Origin of the sequence: Pseudomonas shahriarae (genome assembly GCF_014268455.2) — a bacterium.
Taxonomy (GTDB): domain Bacteria; phylum Pseudomonadota; class Gammaproteobacteria; order Pseudomonadales; family Pseudomonadaceae; genus Aquipseudomonas; species Aquipseudomonas shahriarae.
Genome location: NZ_CP077085.1, coordinates 4,858,111 through 4,874,661 on the forward strand (window position 1 = coordinate 4,858,111; position 16,551 = coordinate 4,874,661).

Below are 16,551 nucleotides of genomic sequence, written 5' to 3' on the forward strand. Positions count from 1 at the left end.
AACACAGCAGCGCCTACATTCAGCCAGCGTTGTTTTTGTCAGGGCCGGGCTTGTCGTGCGGCCCTGACTCTTCCTGCAACTGCTCCCACAACCGGGCGGCATCGGGGAAATCCGTGCCGTCCTCGGCATCCAGGGCATCCGGGTCATAGCGGCTCAAACAGCCCTCCCCCAAGGTGGCGGGCGCCTTGGACGTGGCTTTATCCAGGGGATCATTCATGGTTCGATCCTCGCAACTGACACTAATAAAAAGGGCCTGGGTGATTTAACGCCCAGGCCCTTTTTGCTTCAACCCAAAACAGTCGATCAGAACACCACGGTCTTGTTGCCGTGCACCAGCACGCGGTCTTCCAGGTGATAGCGCAGGCCACGGGCCAGGACCATCTTCTCGACGTCGCGGCCGAAACGCACCATGTCTTCAATGCTGTCGCTGTGGCTGACGCGGACCACGTCCTGCTCGATGATGGGACCTGCGTCCAGCTCTTCGGTGACGTAGTGGCAGGTTGCACCAATCAGCTTCACGCCACGCAGCGACGCCTGGTGATACGGCTTGGCCCCGACAAAGGACGGCAGGAAGCTGTGGTGAATGTTGATTACCTTGCCTGCGTATTCGCGGCACAGTTCCGGCGGCAGGATTTGCATATAGCGCGCCAGGACTACAACGTCCGCTTGATGCTGCTCGACCAGACGCGAGACTTCGGTGAAGGCCGGCTGTTTGTTCTGCGAGTCGACCGGGACGTGGTAGTACGGAATGCCATGCCACTCCACCATGCTGCGCAGGTCGTCGTGGTTGGAAATCACACAGGCGATCTCACAATCCAGCTCATCGCTGTGCCAGCGGTGCAGCAAGTCCGCCAGACAGTGGGATTCGCGGCTGGCCATCAGCACCACGCGTTTTTTCTGCTCGGTGTCGGTAATACGCCAGGTCATCGAAAACTCTTCGGCGATGGGCGCAAACGCCTCGCGAAACGCTTCAAGGCCAAACGGCAGGGTGTCCGCGCGAATTTCGTGGCGCATGAAAAACCAACCACTGAGATTGTCCGAGTGATGACTCGCTTCGGTGATCCAGCCATTGTGGGAGGCCAGAAAGTTACTGACTTTAGCGACGATACCAACCCGATCCGGGCAAGCAATCACCAGACGAAAAGTGCGCATTAGGGGCAAACTCCAGAACTTCGCAAAGGCCGCCATTCTAGCGACACCGTAGAAAAACTGCAGTACTCCTCAGCGCTTATTCGCGCGATTCCTTGCGGCGGCCCTAAACAGCGTATGGTTTTTACCTGGGCACTATGTCAGTACAAGCATCTGTTACCGCAATTAGCCGAGATCTAATGAGATTATCTTTAGCCGGCTGGACGCACTAAATAATGCACTCCGAGCCTTTCGCTACAAACAACCAAAGTAAATCACATAAAACCGAGCTTAAATGTTTACTTGGGCAAACTGTCTGACTATTATTAGGCCACTATCCCTGTCCCTCAGCGTCCCGTATAAGGTAGTCCTCATGTCCCTGATCAACGAATACCGTGCCACCGAATCCGCTATCAAAGAGCTGCAAGAACGTTTGAAGAATCTGTCCCAAGACGACAAACTGCAAACCGAGCTGGAATTCGAAGGCAAATTGCGCACCCTGATGGGTGAATACTCCAAATCCCTGCGTGACATCATCGCGCTGCTGGATCCGGAATCGAAAGTTAAAGCACCACGCGCCGCCGTGAAAGTTACCGGTACCAAGCGCGCGCGTAAGGTCAAGCAATACAAAAACCCGCACAACGGCGAAGTGATTGAAACCAAAGGTGGCAACCACAAGACTCTGAAAGAGTGGAAAGCCAAGTGGGGCGGTGACGTGGTTGAAGGCTGGGCTACCCTGCTGGACTAAGGTTCGCCAGATCGTCACCTGATTCGCGACACAATAAAAAACGCCAGTTCGCTGGCGTTTTTTATTGCCTACTTTTTATCGAACGCCGATTACAGGTCCAGGCGCTGGCTTAAAGCGTCAGCATATTCCTGCCACTCATCCAGCACCTGACGCTGAAACGATGTAGCACTAGCGTCCAATTCAAGCCTGGCCTTATTGAAACTCTCAAGGGTATTTGGCGCGCCGTAATCCGCATCTGACAAGCGTTGCTGACAGAAGAGTTTCCAGCGTTGTTGCTCTTCACTGTCCAAGGTGTGCGCAAAGTTGCGGGCACGATAGCGAAATAATAATTCCGGCAAACGATGATCATCAAAAGGCCACTGCTGGCGTGCTAGTTGCTCGGGTTCAGCAGTGCGGACTTGCTCACATAAACGTCGATCCCGATCACCAATAAAACCATCGTAGAGCTGTTGCTCCGGGTCGGCGCTTGCGGCGAAATCGTCCTCGGCATAAATCGCCGGCAATTTATCCCGCCAAAGTTCCTGTGCGTCAGTTAGCCGCAGTGCCCGGGCCTGATATTCACGCATGTCCAGGTTCAATCGCTGCTGGTCTTGCGCCCGCAACACATTCAGCGGCGCGACGACCGGACAACGATTGATGTGAACAAGTTTGAGCGGGACCGGCAACTCACCCTCGGCCAATTGATCGCGCCGGGTATACAAGCGCTGGCGCAGGGTTTCGGCATCCAGGTCCAGCAGCGCCTGTGGGTCGAGCCCCAGGTCGCAGACAATCAACGCGTTGCGATTGCGCGGATGCCACGCCAGGGGCAGGACCACCCCCAGGTAATGGCGCTCAGCGGAAAAGCGCCCGGAAATATGCACCATGGGCTGCAACAGGCGGATTTGATCCATGACCCGCTGCTTGCTGCGCAGTTGAAACAACCAATCGTACAACTTGGGTTGTTTTTCCCGGACCAACCGCGCCAGGGCGATGGTGGCCCGCACGTCAGCCAAAGCCTCGTGAGCCTGGCCATGGTCAATTCCATTGGCCGCCGTCAGGCGCTCCAGCTTGAGGGTCACGCGTCCGTCCTGCTCGGGCCAGACAATGCCGTCGGGACGCAGGGCATAGGCCGTGCGCATCACGTCGATCAAGTCCCAGCGGCTGTTCCCGCTCTGCCATTCCCGTGCGTAAGGGTCGAAAAAATTGCGATACAAACTGTAGCGGGTCATTTCGTCATCGAAACGCAGGGTGTTGTAACCCGCACCACAGGTGCCGGGGGCGGCCAGCTCGGCATGCACCCGCGTCATGAAGTCGGCTTCGGCCAGACCCTTTTCCGCCAGTTGGCCGGGGGTAATGCCCGTGATCATGCACGCGGCCGGGTGCGGCAGGATATCGTCGCTGGGCTGGCAATAGAGATTGACCGGCGGCCCGACCTCATTGAGGTCATGGTCGGTGCGAATCCCGGCAACCTGCAGCGCACGGTCGCTGCGCGGGTTGATGCCGGTGGTTTCATAGTCGTACCAGAAGATCGAGGTCACGGGCTATTCCTGTGCTGAAGACCGACAAAGTCTAGGCGCTGGACGCCGCCCGGGGCCAGCGCCGTGTGCACTGGATAAACATTCAGTGAAACCTTGGCGCATTTTCAGGTGTTACTTCCGTCCGCGACACTGCTAGCATCGGCCTCTCGAATTGCCGGCTGCCCGACGAGGTTGCCCATGCCCAGCCACACCGCACTGCCAGGGAATGCAATGCCCACCGCACCATTGGACACCCGCTATCAGATCGAGACCCCGGAAGGCATCGACCTGCCCTTGCGCCCCGCCGGGCTGATGCCCCGGGCACTGGCATTCGGCTTCGACCTGGGCCTGCGCGGCCTGATCCTCGGTGTCCTGTTCATCGCCCTGGCGTTTCTCGGCAACCTGGGCATCGGCCTGGGCTCGATCCTGCTGTTCCTCGTCAGTTGGTGGTACATGGTGCTGTTCGAAGTGCTCAACCAGGGCAGTTCACCGGGCAAACAGATCATGGGCCTGCGCGTGGTACAGGATGACGGCACGCCCATTGGCTGGTCCGCATCCCTGATCCGCAACCTGCTGCGGTTTGTCGATATGTTGCCGTTCGGCTATTTCCTCGGGGCCATCAGTTGCCTGCAACATCCCCACTTCAAACGCCTGGGCGACATTGCGGCCGGTACCCTGGTGATCTATCGCGAACAGCCCCTGGCCCGCCCCCTCCTGCCCCAGGCCCCGGCATTGCGCCTGCCCTTTGCCCTCGAGCTGGACGAGCAACGTGCGATCCTGGGTTTTGCCGAGCGCCAGGGTGAGCTGTCCGCCGAACGGACCCACGAGCTGGCGGCGATTCTGGCCACGCCCCTGCAGGTCTCCCCCGCGCGCGCCGTGGAACAGCTCAATGGCGTGGCCCGCGGCCTGTTGGGGCCGACATGAAGCAAAGCCTGTTCGAAACCCGTCACCAGCCGCACTGGCAGGCATTTGCCAGCCAGTTGGCCCTGCTTGAACAAGGCAAGGCAAAGGCCGAGGACCTGACGCGTTTCCCTCAAGATTACCGACGCCTGTGCCAACATCTGGCACTGGCGCAGGAGCGGGGCTATAGCAGCTACCTGATAGACCCGCTGCAACAGTTGGCCTTGCGCGGCCATCAACAGTTGTATCGCCATCGCAGCCAGCTCGGGGCCAAGGTGCTGGGCTTCCTGCTGGCGGATTTCCCCCGCACGGTTCGCGAGCAATGGCGCTTCGTGCTGGTCGCCAGCCTGCTGTTCTTTGGCAGCCTGATCGGCATTGCGCTGCTGGTCTACCTGTTCCCCGAACTGATCTACACCATCGTCAGTGCCCCGCAAGTGTCCGAGATGCAGGAGATGTACGACCCCGATGCCAGTCGCCTGGGCCGCGCAGCCGCACGGGCGTCGAGCGAAGACTGGATGATGTTCGGCTACTACGTCATGCATAACATCGGCATCGCGTTCCAGACCTTTGCCGGCGGCCTGCTGTTTGGCCTGGGCAGCGTGTTTTTCCTGTTTTTCAATGGCCTGATGATCGGCGCCATCGCCGGTCACCTGACCGAAATCGGCTATGGGCAGACCTTCTGGTCCTTTGTCATCGGTCACGGCGCCTTTGAACTGACGGCCATCGCCCTGGCCGGCGCGGCCGGCCTGCAACTGGGCTGGGCCTTGATCGCGCCGGGAGCATTGCCCCGGGGTGAAGCACTGCGCCTGGCAGCCCGCAAAAGCGTGAAAATGATCTGCGGCGTGATTTTATTCCTGCTGATCGCGGCCTTTATAGAGGCCTATTGGTCCTCCACCACCGCCGTGGAACCTTGGGGCAAGTACCTGGTGGGCGCCGCGCTCTGGGCGATGGTGCTCGCCTATCTGCTGTTTGCCGGCAGGGGTCGTCATGCGCCTGAGTGACGCCAGCGTGGTAATCCGCCCCCGCACTACGTGGGAAGCCATGGACCTGGGGGTATTGCTGGCCCGCAAGCACCGCGTGCTCTTGATGAGCAGTTGGGCCTTGGTCAGCCTGCCGATCTTTATCCTGATCAGCCTTGCGCTGTGGGACTACCCATCTGTTGCTGTACTGGTGTTCTGGTGGTTGAAACCGGCCTTTGAGCGCCTGCCGCTGTATATCCTGTCCACAGCACTGTTTGGCGAAACGCCTACCCTCAAGCAGGCGCTGCGCCAATGGCCCCGCCTGCTCAAAGGTCAACTGCTGGCCAGCCTGACCTGGAGACGCTTGAGCCTCAGTCGCAGCTTCGTCATGCCCGTGGTGCAACTCGAAGGCCTCGGCGGCCTGGCCCGCCAACAACGGCTGGGGGTGCTGCAACAGCGCAATGCCGGTGCAGCGCGCTGGCTGACGCTGATCGGTATTCACCTGGAAACAGCACTGTGGATTGGCTTGATGGCGCTGTTCTACCTGTTCCTGCCACAACAGGTAGAGCTCGACTGGGACTGGCAACAACTGGCGCTGGCCAGCAGCCAGGACTGGCTCTGGCTGGAACACCTGACCAATGCCTTGTACGCCCTGGTCCTGGTGCTCTGGGAGCCGATCTATGTGGCCTGCGGGTTCAGCCTCTACCTGAACCGGCGTACCGTGCTCGAAGCCTGGGACCTGGAGTTGGTGTTCCGCCGTCTGCGCCAGCGCCTGGGATCAACGGTGGCCGCCCTGCTGCTGGCTGTCGGCCTGCTGCTGGTCCCGCCAACACCCCAGGCCCTGGCCGATCAACCCGTGGCTGCACAACCCTTGAGTACGCCAGCCGCCAGCCAGGCGATCAAGCGCCTGCTGGAAGAGCCCCCGTTCAAGAATCCGGAATCCGTGACCCGCTACCGTTTCGGTGAAGACCAGACCATCGACAAGACCAAGCCCACAGGGGATGCCCGGTTGCCTGCCTGGCTTAAATCCTTGCTCGACAACCTCAACAGCGACACCTTCAAGTCCCTGGCCCTGGTCATGGAGGTGCTGTTGTGGAGCCTGCTGATCGCCGGTATTGCCTTGGTGGCCTGGCGCTATCGTGATTGGCTGCACGCCTTTGTCAGCCATCGCCGCGCCCCCCGCACCGTTGACCAGCCCGTGCCGTCACAACTGTTCGGCCTGGACATGGGCGTGGAAACATTACCCGATGACATCGCCGGTACCGCCGAGCAACTGTGGGCCACCCAGCCCCGTGAAGCGCTTGGCCTGCTCTATCGCGGCCTGCTTAGCCGCCTGTTGCATGACTTCAACCTGCCCCTGAAAAACGCCGATACCGAAGGCCAGGTCCTGGAGCGTGTGCGTCACTTGCAACAGCCGCAATTGCTGGCATTCAGCGACGACCTGACCCGCCACTGGCAAAACCTCGCCTATGGCCATCGCGTACCGCCTGCCCTGGCCCAACAACAACTGTGCGCCCACTGGCGCGCGCTGTTCGACAGCGAGGCCACGGGATGAACCGGCCACTGATCTGGCTCGCGCTGATCCTGGCCTGCCTGCTGACGGCGGGGGGCTTCTACGCCTGGCACAAGGCGATCCCTTACGGGGAAGTGGTCGAGCGCGGGCCATCACCCGAAGCCCAGGCTAATCCCTACCTGGCGGCGGAGCATTTCCTACGCCAGCAAGGCATAGCCGTTGAGCACGCCAACAGCCTGGAACGCCTGGCTACCCTGCCCACCAAGGGCGGCAGCCTGTTGTTGCTCAGCGAACGCAGCAACATGACCCCGCGCCAGGTTGACCAGTTGCTGGAGTGGACCCAGGCCGGCGGCCACCTGCTGCTGGTGGCCGAAGCTATATGGGATGAAGAAACCCAGGACAGCGGCGACCTGCTGCTCGATCGCCTGCAGTTGCGCCAGGCCTTCAGCGATGACTTCGACCAGCCAGTCCCACCTCGCAAGGGCAAGAAGCCGGACCTGACACGACTGTATGTCGATAATGAAACCGCACCGGCCTTCTTCAGTTTCGACACCGACTTCACCTTGATCGACCCCAGGCACCTGGCCCAGTTTTCGGCCAACAGCGCCAAGTCCAGCCACCTGATGCAACTCGATCTCGGGCAGGGCCGTGTGACAGTGATCACCGACAGCGAACTGTGGAAAACCCCGGATATAGGCCTGCACGATAATGCCTGGCTGCTCTGGTACCTGACCCAGGGCAGCAATGTCACCCTACTGTCCAACACGGATGTCGAGAACCTGTTCAGCCTGTTGCTGCGTTACTTCCCCCAGGCCCTTTTGGCACTCGCCGCCTTGATTGTGCTGGGGTTGTGGCGCGCCGGCGTACGCCAGGGGCCCATCCAGGCACCCGCGCCCAAGGCACGCCGGCAACTGCTGGAACACTTGAATGCCAGTGCCGATTTCCTGCTGCGCCGCAGTGGGCAAAACAGCCTGTTGCACGCCCTGCAGCGGGACATCCTGCGCACCGCCCGCCGCCGCCACCCCGGCTTCGAACAGTTGGACACTGCCGGGCAATGGCAAGCCCTTGAACGCCTGACTCGCCAACCGCCATCCATTATCAGCCAGGCCCTGGGCCCACTCCCGGCAAAGCGGCTTTCCAGCGCCGACTTCAGCCGCCAGGTGGCCTGCCTGCAAACCCTCAGGAATGCCCTATGAGCGACTCTCCAGTGGATTCACCCAACACCCTCGACACCGGTCGGGCCACCCAGTTGGCCCAGGCGCTGCGCACCGAGTTGCGCAAGGCCGTGATTGGCCAGGATGGGGTGATTGATGATGTGCTGACCGCATTGATCGCCGGCGGCCACGTGTTGCTCGAAGGGGTTCCCGGCCTGGGCAAGACCCTGCTGGTACGGGCCCTGGCCCGCTGCTTTGACGGCGACTTCGCGCGTATCCAGTTCACCCCGGACCTGATGCCCAGTGATGTAACCGGGCATGCCGTGTACGACCTGCACACCGAGCAGTTCAAACTGCGCAAGGGGCCGTTGTTCACCCACTTGCTGCTGGCGGACGAGATCAACCGGGCCCCGGCAAAAACCCAGGCCGCCCTGCTCGAAGCCATGCAGGAACGCCAGGTCACCCTCGAAGGCGAAGCCCTGCCTATCGGCCAGCCCTTTATGGTGCTGGCCACCCAGAACCCCATCGAACAGGAAGGCACTTATCCACTACCGGAGGCCGAACTCGACAGGTTCATGCTCAAGGTGCGCATGGACTACCCCGAGGCGCAGCAAGAGGTGGATATGGTGCGTGAAGTGACCCGTTCATCGCGCGCCGACATGCTAGACGTGCAACCACTGCGCACCGTGCTGCAAGCCGCTGACGTGTTGCTGTTGCAGCAGGTCGCCAGTGAGCTGGCCCTGGATGAACAGGTACTCGACTACGCCGTGCGCCTGGCTCGTACCACCCGCACCTGGCCCGGTCTGGCCCTGGGCGCGGGCCCGCGTGCGTCCATCGCCCTGGTGCGGGGTGCCCGTGCTCGCGCCCTGCTGCGAGGTGGCGAGTTCGTCACGCCGGACGACATCAAGAGCTGTGCGCTGGCAGTGTTGCGCCATCGGGTACGCATCGCCCCGGAGCTGGATATCGAAGGCCTGGAGGTGGATCAGGTGCTGACCCAGTTGCTCGACCAAGTGCCGGCGCCACGCCAGTGACATGCCCATGAGACCGACTCGCCTGTTGCTGGCCTGGCTTGCCGTGTTGCTGGGCCTGAACATCGCCCTCGGGACGGCCGTGGCCCTGCAACTCAACGTGCCGGCCGCTCTGCATTCCATCGCCTGGGGCCTGCTCCTGGCGCTGCTCTTGCTGGCCTTGCTCGATGCTGGCCGGCTGAAACGCCGCCCCTCGCCACGCCTGCGCCGGCAGATGCCGGGCAGCCTGGCGCTGGGGCGTTGGAGCGAGGTGCGGATCACCCTGGAACATGATTATCCACAGCCGTTGGTCCTGGAGGTGTTTGATCACGTACCGGATGGTTTGAGCGTGCAAAACCTGCCCCAGTCCATCACCCTGCGCCCCGGGGAACAGAGCGAACTGGGCTACCGCCTGCGCCCCTTGAGCCGTGGGCATTTCAGTTTTGAGCGCTGTGAGGTGCACCTCCCCAGCCTCCTGGGGCTGTGGACTGCCAAGCGCCAGGTGCCGGTCAAGGATGCCACCCGAGTCTATCCGGATTTTGCCCGCCTGTACGGCGCGCAATTACTGGCGGTAGACAACTGGCTCAGCCAACTGGGTGTACGCCAGCGCCAGCGTCGCGGCCTGGGCCTGGAGTTTCACCAGTTGCGGGAATTTCGCGAGGGTGACAGCCTGCGCCAGATCGACTGGAAGGCCACGGCCCGGCAACGCACGCCGATTGCCCGGGAATATCAGGATGAGCGCGACCAGCAGATTGTGTTCATGCTCGACTGCGGCCGGCGGATGCGCAGCCAGGACAACGAGCTGGCGCATTTCGACCACGCTCTCAACGCGTGCCTGCTGCTCAGCTATGTGGCCCTGCGCCAGGGCGATGCCGTGGGCTTGTGTACCTTCGCCTGCGACCAGCCGCGCTACCTGGCACCCGTCAAGGGCAGCGGCCAGTTGAACCAGTTGCTCAACGCGGTATACGACCTGGACACCACCCGGCGCGCGGCCGACTACCAGGCTGCGGCCAACCAACTGCTGGCCCGCCAGAAACGCCGGGCCTTGGTGATTATCGTGACCAACCTGCGTGATGAGGACGATGAGGATCTGCTGACCGCCGTCAAGCGCATCAGCCGCCAGCACCGGGTATTGGTCGCGAGCCTGCGCGAAGAAGTGCTGGATCAAGTGCGCCAGGCGCCTGTGCAAACCTTGCCGGAAGCGCTGGCCTACTGTGGCAGCGTCGACTACCTCAATGCCCGGGAAGAATTGCATGACCGCATGAAGGCGCAGGGCCTGGCGGTATTGGACGCCCGACCCTCGGACCTCGGCGCAGACCTGGTAACCCGTTACCTGGGCTGGAAAAAGGCCGGCGTGCTATGAGTGGCGCATGACGCTAGGCCGAAGCCTGCAAGGGATCAAAGCTGAAGTACTGCAACAGCGCGGCAATCAATTGCCCGTACTCGTCGGGGGCCTGCAGCAGGGTGAACCCCGAATCGTAATGCTGGGGGTTGATATCCTCACGACTCCACAGGCAGGTGGCAGTGAAGTCAATGGCATGCACATCCCCCTCAGGTCCGGGGATCTTCAAGCGCAGCTCAAAATCCGCGTTGACCATCATGGGTAATCGGCTGACCAACATCAGCCCCTCGCTGGAGATGTTACCCAAGTAACCGATGGGTTTATCCGTGTGGCGGTTGAACACCTGTAAAAAACAGGGCAACTGGTGTCGCTCAATCCTTCGGTCGGTAAACATGATGAGATCGCCGTCCAATGGCCATGATTCTGGCCGTTCCTGTGATTCGGACCGGAGCGCTGCCAGCAGCACCCCGCTCTCCCCCGGATTTCGCTACAACAGCAGCCTTTGCCCTGTCGCTTAAACGCCATCGAATCAGGGGCTACATCTATTTGGATTGAAAGTTGTACAAACAGACATTCGAAGAATAGCCCAACTCCGGCAAGAGGCCAGCTGTCAAATTACAAATGTCATCACAAGGCGGCTGGCCGTGCGCGGGCAGTGCTTGCACCGGGGTAATGCCCCAGTTGTTGCAGGGTATCCAGGCGTGCGCGGGCACGGAATGCGTATTCGCTCGACGGATATTGGCTGATGATGAACTGATAGGTCTGCACGGCATCCACGAACAACTTCTGCCGTTCCAGGCACTGCCCACGCAGCATCGAGACCTCCGGCTGCACGTAGCGACGGGACCGGCTTTGACGGTCGACCTGGGACAATTCCAGGGTAACCCGTTCGCAGTCGCCTACATTGTAGGCCCGGTAGGCATTGTTCAAATGATGGTCCATCGACCAACGGGTACAGCCGACAACACTGACGGCCAGGGCTGCAATGATCAAAACTCGCATGGGTGTTCTCCTGTCTTGAGCAGTGTATCGACCCTTGGGCGAAAATCTTCAAGGTTGTTCGTCTGGCGTCATCGCGTGAAAACAAGCGAATCGACAATAAGTAGTGCAAACGAACAATGACTACAGCCAAAGAGCATAGTAGCCTTCCCCAGCGCTAGAACTCAGGAGTCCGTGCATGTCCGTCCGTCGTACCAAAATCGTCGCCACCCTTGGCCCGGCCAGTAACTCGCCGGAAGTCCTCGAACAGCTGATTCTGGCTGGCCTGGACGTTGCCCGTCTGAACTTCTCCCACGGCACCCCGGACGAGCACAAGGCTCGCGCCAAGCTGGTACGTGACCTCGCCGCCAAGCATGGCCGCTTCGTCGCGCTGCTGGGTGACCTGCAAGGGCCGAAGATCCGTATCGCCAAATTCGCCAACAAGCGCATCGAGCTGAAGATTGGTGACAAATTCACCTTCTCCACCAGCCATCCGCTGACCGAAGGCAACCAGCAGGTCGTGGGTATCGACTACCCGGACCTGGTCAAAGACTGCGGCGTCGGCGACGAACTGCTGCTGGACGATGGCCGCGTGGTCATGCGTGTCGACACCGCCACCGTCACCGAGCTCAACTGCACCGTGATCATCGGCGGTCCGCTGTCCGACCACAAAGGCATCAACCGTCGCGGTGGTGGCCTGACTGCACCGGCCCTGACCGAAAAAGACAAGGCTGACATCAAGCTCGCCGCCGAAATGGAAGTGGACTACCTCGCCGTATCCTTCCCGCGTGACGCTGCCGACATGGAATACGCCCGCCAACTGCGCGACGAAGCCGGCGGTACCGCCTGGCTGGTGGCGAAGATCGAGCGCGCCGAAGCCGTGGCCGACGACGAAACCCTCGACGGCCTGATCAAGGCGTCCGATGCAGTGATGGTTGCCCGTGGCGACCTCGGTGTAGAAATCGGTGACGCAGAACTGATCGGCATCCAGAAGAAAATCATCCTGCACGCCCGCCGCCACAATAAAGCGGTGATCGTCGCGACCCAGATGATGGAGTCGATGATCCAGAACCCGATGCCGACCCGTGCCGAAGTGTCCGACGTGGCCAACGCCGTGCTCGACTACACCGACGCCGTGATGCTCTCGGCGGAAAGTGCTGCCGGCCCGTACCCGCTGGAAGCGGTCCAGGCCATGGCGCGTATCTGCGTCGGCGCTGAAAAGCACCCGACCAGCAAAACCTCCAGCCACCGCATCGGCAAAGTGTTCGAAAGCTGCGACCAGAGCATCGCCCTGGCCGCCATGTACACCGCCAACCACTTCCCGGGTGTAAAGGCGATCATCGCCCTGACCGAAAGTGGCTACACGCCGTTGATCATGTCGCGTATCCGTTCCTCGATCCCGATCTACGCGTTCTCCCCGCACCGCGAAACCCAGGCCCGTGCGGCCATGTTCCGTGGCGTCTACACCGTACCGTTCGACCCGGCGTCGCTGCCGCCTGAGCAAGTCAGCCAGGCTGCCATCGACGAACTGCTCAAGCGTGGCGTAGTCGAGAAAGGCGATTGGGTGATCCTGACCAAGGGCGACAGCTACCACACCATCGGTGGCACCAACGGCATGAAGATCCTGCACGTTGGCGATCCAATGGTCTGAGTGACCCGCTGAAAAGCAAAGGCCCTGGCACGTGAGTGACAGGGCCTTTTGCATTTCAAGTCACGGTAATGTGGTGACTGGACTGGCGTTATCGCGGGCAAGCCCGCTCCCACATTGGAGCGCATTTCAAGTGTGGGAGCGGGCTTGCCCGCGATAACGCCAGTCCAACCACTTGGATTTCAGCGCCGGGCAATAAACCCCGACAACGCCGCAATCGCCTCCGGCGACCTCAAGCGCTGGGTAAACAATGCACCCTCCTCCTCGATTACCTGGCGCAATTGCTCGCGGTCAACGCTCTTCATCAATTGCTTGGTCACCTGCACCGCCCCCGGCGCCAGGGTCTCAAAGCGCCCGCCGACTTCCCGCGCCTTGGCCAGGGCCGCTTCGCCGCTGCCCAACGCTTCGGTGGCGATCCCCCACTGCGCAGCCTGCTCCCCACTGAACCCTTCGCCCAGCAGCAGCAACTCAGCAGCTTTCGCGTGCCCCAGCAAGCGCGGCAGGATCAGGCTGGAGCCAAACTCAGGACACAGCCCCAGGTTGACGAATGGCATGCGCAACCGGGCATCGCGACTGACATACACCAGGTCGCAATGCAGCAGCAGCGTGGTGCCAATGCCCACCGCCGCCCCGGCCACGCCGGCAATCACCGGTTTACGGCAGTTGAGCAGGCTTTGCATGAAATGAAAGGGTGGGCTGTCCAGGTCTGTGGGCGGCTGCTCAAGGAAGTCGCCGATGTCGTTGCCGGCGGTAAAGCAGTCGCTGCTGCCCTGGATCAGCACGGCATTGACCGTCGTGTCGGCATCGGCCTGCTCCAGCGCCGCCGCCAATTGGCTGTACATCGCGCGGGTCAGGGCATTTTTCTTGTCGGGGCGATTGAGCTGCAGGATCAGCAGCCCACGGTCACGGTGCAGCAGGATGGCGTCGGTCATGGTGAGTCTCGCAGATAGACATCAGCGCTCAACCACGGGGCAGGAACACATCGGCCAGCAGTTGATTGCGCGGCAAGCCAGCCAGGAACAGGCGCTTGGAAAAGGCCTCGACACTGCTGGGGTGCCCGCAGAGTAAGGCCAGGGTTTGCCGGGAAACAAGCCGCAGTTGCGCCAAAGCCTCGGTCAACTGCGCCGCCGTCCACAGCTCCACACTGAGGCTGGGATGGCTCGCGGCCAGTTGCCTCAGGGGCTCGGCCAGATAATGGCTATCAGCATCATGGGCCAGGTGAATCACGCGAATGGCGCCCTGGTGATCCTGGCGCAACGCCTCACGCAACACGCCCCACAACGGGCCCATTCCGGTGCCGGATGCCAGCAGCCACAGCGGCCGGGATTGCCAGTCCGGATCGTAGTGCAACGCGCCGCCGCGCAACTCGCCCAGGCGCAATGGATCGCCGGCCTGTAACTGCCGCGCAAGGTCGCTGAATTCGCCGGGCAGGCGGCAATCGAGGTGGAACTCCAGGAACGGATCTTCCTCGGGCAGGCTGGCCAGGGAATACGGCCGCGCCACCGTGCCCGCCCACAACACCAGGTGCTGGCCGGCCCGGTAGCGCAACCCACGTTCCGCTTGCAGGCGCAGGCGCAACACTGTCGGGTTCAGCCAGTCGGCGCTCAGCACCGTTGCCGCCGCGCCGTCGCGCAAGGGGTCAAAGGTCTCGACCTGTACATCGCCCACGACCTGGCACTGGCAGGCCAGACGCCAACCGTCCTGGCGTTGTGCCGGGTTCAGGGCATCGGGCTGCTTGTCGTCAACCTCGCCCTGGCAGCGCACCAAACACGCATGGCAACTGCCCGCGCGACAACTGTAGGGCACAGCCACACCGGCCTGGTTCAAGGCATCCAGCAGATTGCTGCCGGTGGAGACCGACCAGCGGCGTTCGCCGACGTGCAGTTCAGGCATGAAAGGCCTCGCATCAAAATGTGCGATCACTGTAACTGCTTTTTGCAGGCGTCGGCTCCTCCAGGAGGGTGGTCGGCAGCGTTTGACCATCGTCGGGTGTATCGGCCATCGCGCCGGGTTATACTGCCGCGCCTTTTTAGCGTCGCGCCAGCACTACCCGGCGTGCCTTGGAAAAGGTGGCTTCAGCGACCGATGCACCCATCTGAAGCCACCTTTATTGAATGTTCCCTTATAGAGGAGCGCGACTCATGACCGTGATCAAGCAAGACGACCTGATTCAGAGCGTTGCCGACGCCCTGCAATTCATTTCCTACTACCACCCCGTTGACTTCATCCAGGCGATGCACGAGGCCTACCTGCGCGAAGAATCGCCGGCAGCCCGTGACTCCATGGCGCAGATCCTGATCAACTCGCGCATGTGTGCCACCGGCCACCGCCCGATCTGCCAGGACACCGGGATCGTCACCGTGTTCGTACGCGTGGGCATGGATGTGCGTTGGGATGGCGCCACCATGGGCCTGGACGACATGATCAACGAAGGCGTGCGTCGCGCCTACAACCTGCCGGAAAACGTCCTGCGCGCCTCGATCCTCGCCGACCCGGCCGGTGCGCGCAAAAACACCAAGGACAACACCCCGGCCGTGATCCACTACTCCATCGTCCCGGGTAACACCGTGGAAGTGGACGTGGCCGCCAAAGGCGGTGGTTCCGAGAACAAGTCGAAAATGGCCATGCTCAACCCGTCCGACTCGATTGTCGACTGGGTGCTCAAGACCGTTCCGACCATGGGCGCCGGCTGGTGCCCACCGGGCATGCTCGGCATCGGCATCGGCGGCACCGCCGAGAAAGCCGCAGTGATGGCCAAGGAGGTGTTGATGGAATCCATCGACATCCACGAGCTGAAAAAGCGCGGCCCGTCCAACCGTATCGAAGAGATGCGCCTGGAGCTGTTCGAGAAGGTCAACCAACTGGGGATCGGCGCCCAGGGCCTGGGTGGCCTGACCACCGTGCTCGACGTGAAGATCATGGACTACCCGACCCACGCCGCCTCGTTGCCGGTGTGCATGATCCCCAACTGCGCCGCCACCCGTCACGCGCACTTCGTGCTCGACGGCTCCGGCCCGGCCTCGCTGGAAGCGCCACCGCTGGACGCGTACCCGGAAATCGTCTGGGAAGCCGGCCCGTCGGCCCGTCGCGTCAACCTCGACACCCTGACCCCGGAAGACGTGCAAAGCTGGAAGCCGGGCGAAACCGTCCTGCTCAACGGCAAGATGCTCACCGGTCGCGACGCGGCGCACAAGCGCATGGTCGAGATGCTGAACAAGGGTGAAACCCTGCCGGTGGACCTCAAGGGTCGCTTTATCTACTACGTCGGCCCGGTAGATCCGGTGCGCGAAGAAGTGGTTGGCCCGGCTGGCCCGACCACCGCCACGCGGATGGACAAGTTCACCCGCCAGATCCTCGAACAAACCGGCCTGCTGGGCATGATCGGCAAATCCGAGCGCGGCCCGACCGCCATCGAAGCGATCAAGGACCACAAGGCCGTGTACCTGATGGCCGTCGGCGGCGCTGCTTACCTGGTGGCGCAAGCCATCAAGAAGTCGCGCGTGGTCGCTTTCGCCGAACTGGGCATGGAAGCGATCTACGAGTTCGACGTCAAGGACATGCCGGTCACTGTTGCCGTCGACAGCAAGGGCGAGTCGGTACACATCACTGGCCCTGCCATCTGGCAGAAAAAGATCAGTGAGAGCCTGGCGGTAGAGGTGCAGTAAGCACTTCCCCGCA

General features: G+C 61.7%; 16 protein-coding genes. 9 read left to right on the forward strand and 7 right to left on the reverse strand.

Annotated elements, in window-relative coordinates:
* Positions 1 to 19: 19 nt before the first annotated feature.
* Both HU773_RS21670 and purU read right to left on the reverse strand, forming a co-directional pair.
* On the reverse strand, positions 20 to 217 hold the full coding sequence (locus HU773_RS21670; protein WP_057960537.1) for a hypothetical protein: 198 nt from the start codon (positions 215 to 217) through the stop codon (positions 20 to 22).
* Positions 218 to 303: 86 nt separating this feature from the next.
* Complete coding sequence (gene purU, locus HU773_RS21675; protein WP_029295472.1) at positions 304 to 1,152, reverse strand: formyltetrahydrofolate deformylase; 849 nt, start codon at positions 1,150 to 1,152, stop codon at positions 304 to 306.
* A 349-nt stretch (positions 1,153 to 1,501) separates the two neighbouring features.
* Between purU and mvaT the strand changes: the two genes are divergently transcribed.
* On the forward strand, positions 1,502 to 1,876 hold the full coding sequence (gene mvaT, locus HU773_RS21680) for a histone-like nucleoid-structuring protein MvaT (protein WP_057440135.1): 375 nt from the start codon (positions 1,502 to 1,504) through the stop codon (positions 1,874 to 1,876).
* An 89-nt stretch (positions 1,877 to 1,965) separates the two neighbouring features.
* On the opposite strand, the gene sbcB is transcribed toward mvaT, so the two are convergent.
* On the reverse strand, positions 1,966 to 3,393 hold the full coding sequence (gene sbcB / locus HU773_RS21685; protein WP_120734022.1) for an exodeoxyribonuclease I: 1,428 nt from the start codon (positions 3,391 to 3,393) through the stop codon (positions 1,966 to 1,968).
* A 210-nt stretch (positions 3,394 to 3,603) separates the two neighbouring features.
* On the opposite strand from sbcB, the gene HU773_RS21690 reads away from it, so the two are divergent.
* The 6 genes from HU773_RS21690 to HU773_RS21715 are packed head-to-tail and all read left to right on the forward strand — an operon-like array spanning position 3,604 to position 10,268.
* The gene (locus tag HU773_RS21690) at positions 3,604 to 4,296 is read left to right on the forward strand and encodes an RDD family protein (RefSeq protein WP_057960540.1); all 693 of its coding nucleotides are present in this window, start codon (positions 3,604 to 3,606) and stop codon (positions 4,294 to 4,296) included.
* A complete protein-coding gene (locus HU773_RS21695; protein ID WP_057960548.1) occupies positions 4,293 to 5,273 on the forward strand; it encodes a stage II sporulation protein M in 981 nt (326 codons plus the stop codon). The genes HU773_RS21690 and HU773_RS21695 overlap by 4 nt, the downstream gene beginning before the upstream one ends.
* Positions 5,260 to 6,786, forward strand: a complete 1,527-nt coding sequence (locus HU773_RS21700; RefSeq protein ID WP_186625478.1) for a DUF4129 domain-containing protein — start codon at positions 5,260 to 5,262, stop codon at positions 6,784 to 6,786. Before HU773_RS21695 ends, HU773_RS21700 begins: the two co-directional genes overlap by 14 nt.
* Positions 6,783 to 7,940 (forward strand): DUF4350 domain-containing protein, encoded by a 1,158-nt coding sequence (locus tag HU773_RS21705; RefSeq protein ID WP_186625480.1) that lies wholly within the window; start codon positions 6,783 to 6,785, stop codon positions 7,938 to 7,940. Before HU773_RS21700 ends, HU773_RS21705 begins: the two co-directional genes overlap by 4 nt.
* Positions 7,937 to 8,929: an AAA family ATPase gene (locus tag HU773_RS21710; RefSeq protein WP_115128840.1), complete on the forward strand. Its 993-nt coding sequence runs from the start codon at positions 7,937 to 7,939 to the stop codon at positions 8,927 to 8,929. Before HU773_RS21705 ends, HU773_RS21710 begins: the two co-directional genes overlap by 4 nt.
* Positions 8,930 to 8,936: 7 nt before the next feature.
* On the forward strand, positions 8,937 to 10,268 hold the full coding sequence (locus tag HU773_RS21715; RefSeq protein ID WP_186625482.1) for a DUF58 domain-containing protein: 1,332 nt from the start codon (positions 8,937 to 8,939) through the stop codon (positions 10,266 to 10,268).
* 13 nt (positions 10,269 to 10,281) lie between these two features.
* On the opposite strand, the gene HU773_RS21720 is transcribed toward HU773_RS21715, so the two are convergent.
* Both HU773_RS21720 and HU773_RS21725 read right to left on the reverse strand, forming a co-directional pair.
* Entirely contained in the window at positions 10,282 to 10,641 is a 360-nt protein-coding gene (locus HU773_RS21720) for a PilZ domain-containing protein (protein WP_057960549.1), read from the reverse strand.
* Positions 10,642 to 10,874: 233 nt separating this feature from the next.
* Positions 10,875 to 11,249: a tol-pal system YbgF family protein gene (locus HU773_RS21725; protein ID WP_057440129.1), complete on the reverse strand. Its 375-nt coding sequence runs from the start codon at positions 11,247 to 11,249 to the stop codon at positions 10,875 to 10,877.
* 175 nt (positions 11,250 to 11,424) lie between these two features.
* On the opposite strand from HU773_RS21725, the gene pyk reads away from it, so the two are divergent.
* Positions 11,425 to 12,876, forward strand: a complete 1,452-nt coding sequence (gene pyk, locus HU773_RS21730) for a pyruvate kinase (RefSeq protein ID WP_029295454.1) — start codon at positions 11,425 to 11,427, stop codon at positions 12,874 to 12,876.
* Between the two features lie 179 nt (positions 12,877 to 13,055).
* Here the strand turns inward: pyk and HU773_RS21735 are convergent, their stop codons facing one another.
* Complete coding sequence (locus tag HU773_RS21735; RefSeq protein WP_057960545.1) at positions 13,056 to 13,805, reverse strand: enoyl-CoA hydratase; 750 nt, start codon at positions 13,803 to 13,805, stop codon at positions 13,056 to 13,058.
* 28 nt (positions 13,806 to 13,833) lie between these two features.
* Positions 13,834 to 14,766, reverse strand: a complete 933-nt coding sequence (locus tag HU773_RS21740) for an iron-sulfur-binding ferredoxin reductase (protein ID WP_120734030.1) — start codon at positions 14,764 to 14,766, stop codon at positions 13,834 to 13,836.
* 248 nt (positions 14,767 to 15,014) lie between these two features.
* Here HU773_RS21740 and HU773_RS21745 point away from each other — a divergent pair, with 248 nt between their 5' ends.
* Positions 15,015 to 16,538 (forward strand): fumarate hydratase, encoded by a 1,524-nt coding sequence (locus HU773_RS21745; RefSeq protein ID WP_057960547.1) that lies wholly within the window; start codon positions 15,015 to 15,017, stop codon positions 16,536 to 16,538.
* The last annotated feature ends 13 nt before the right edge of the window (positions 16,539 to 16,551 follow it).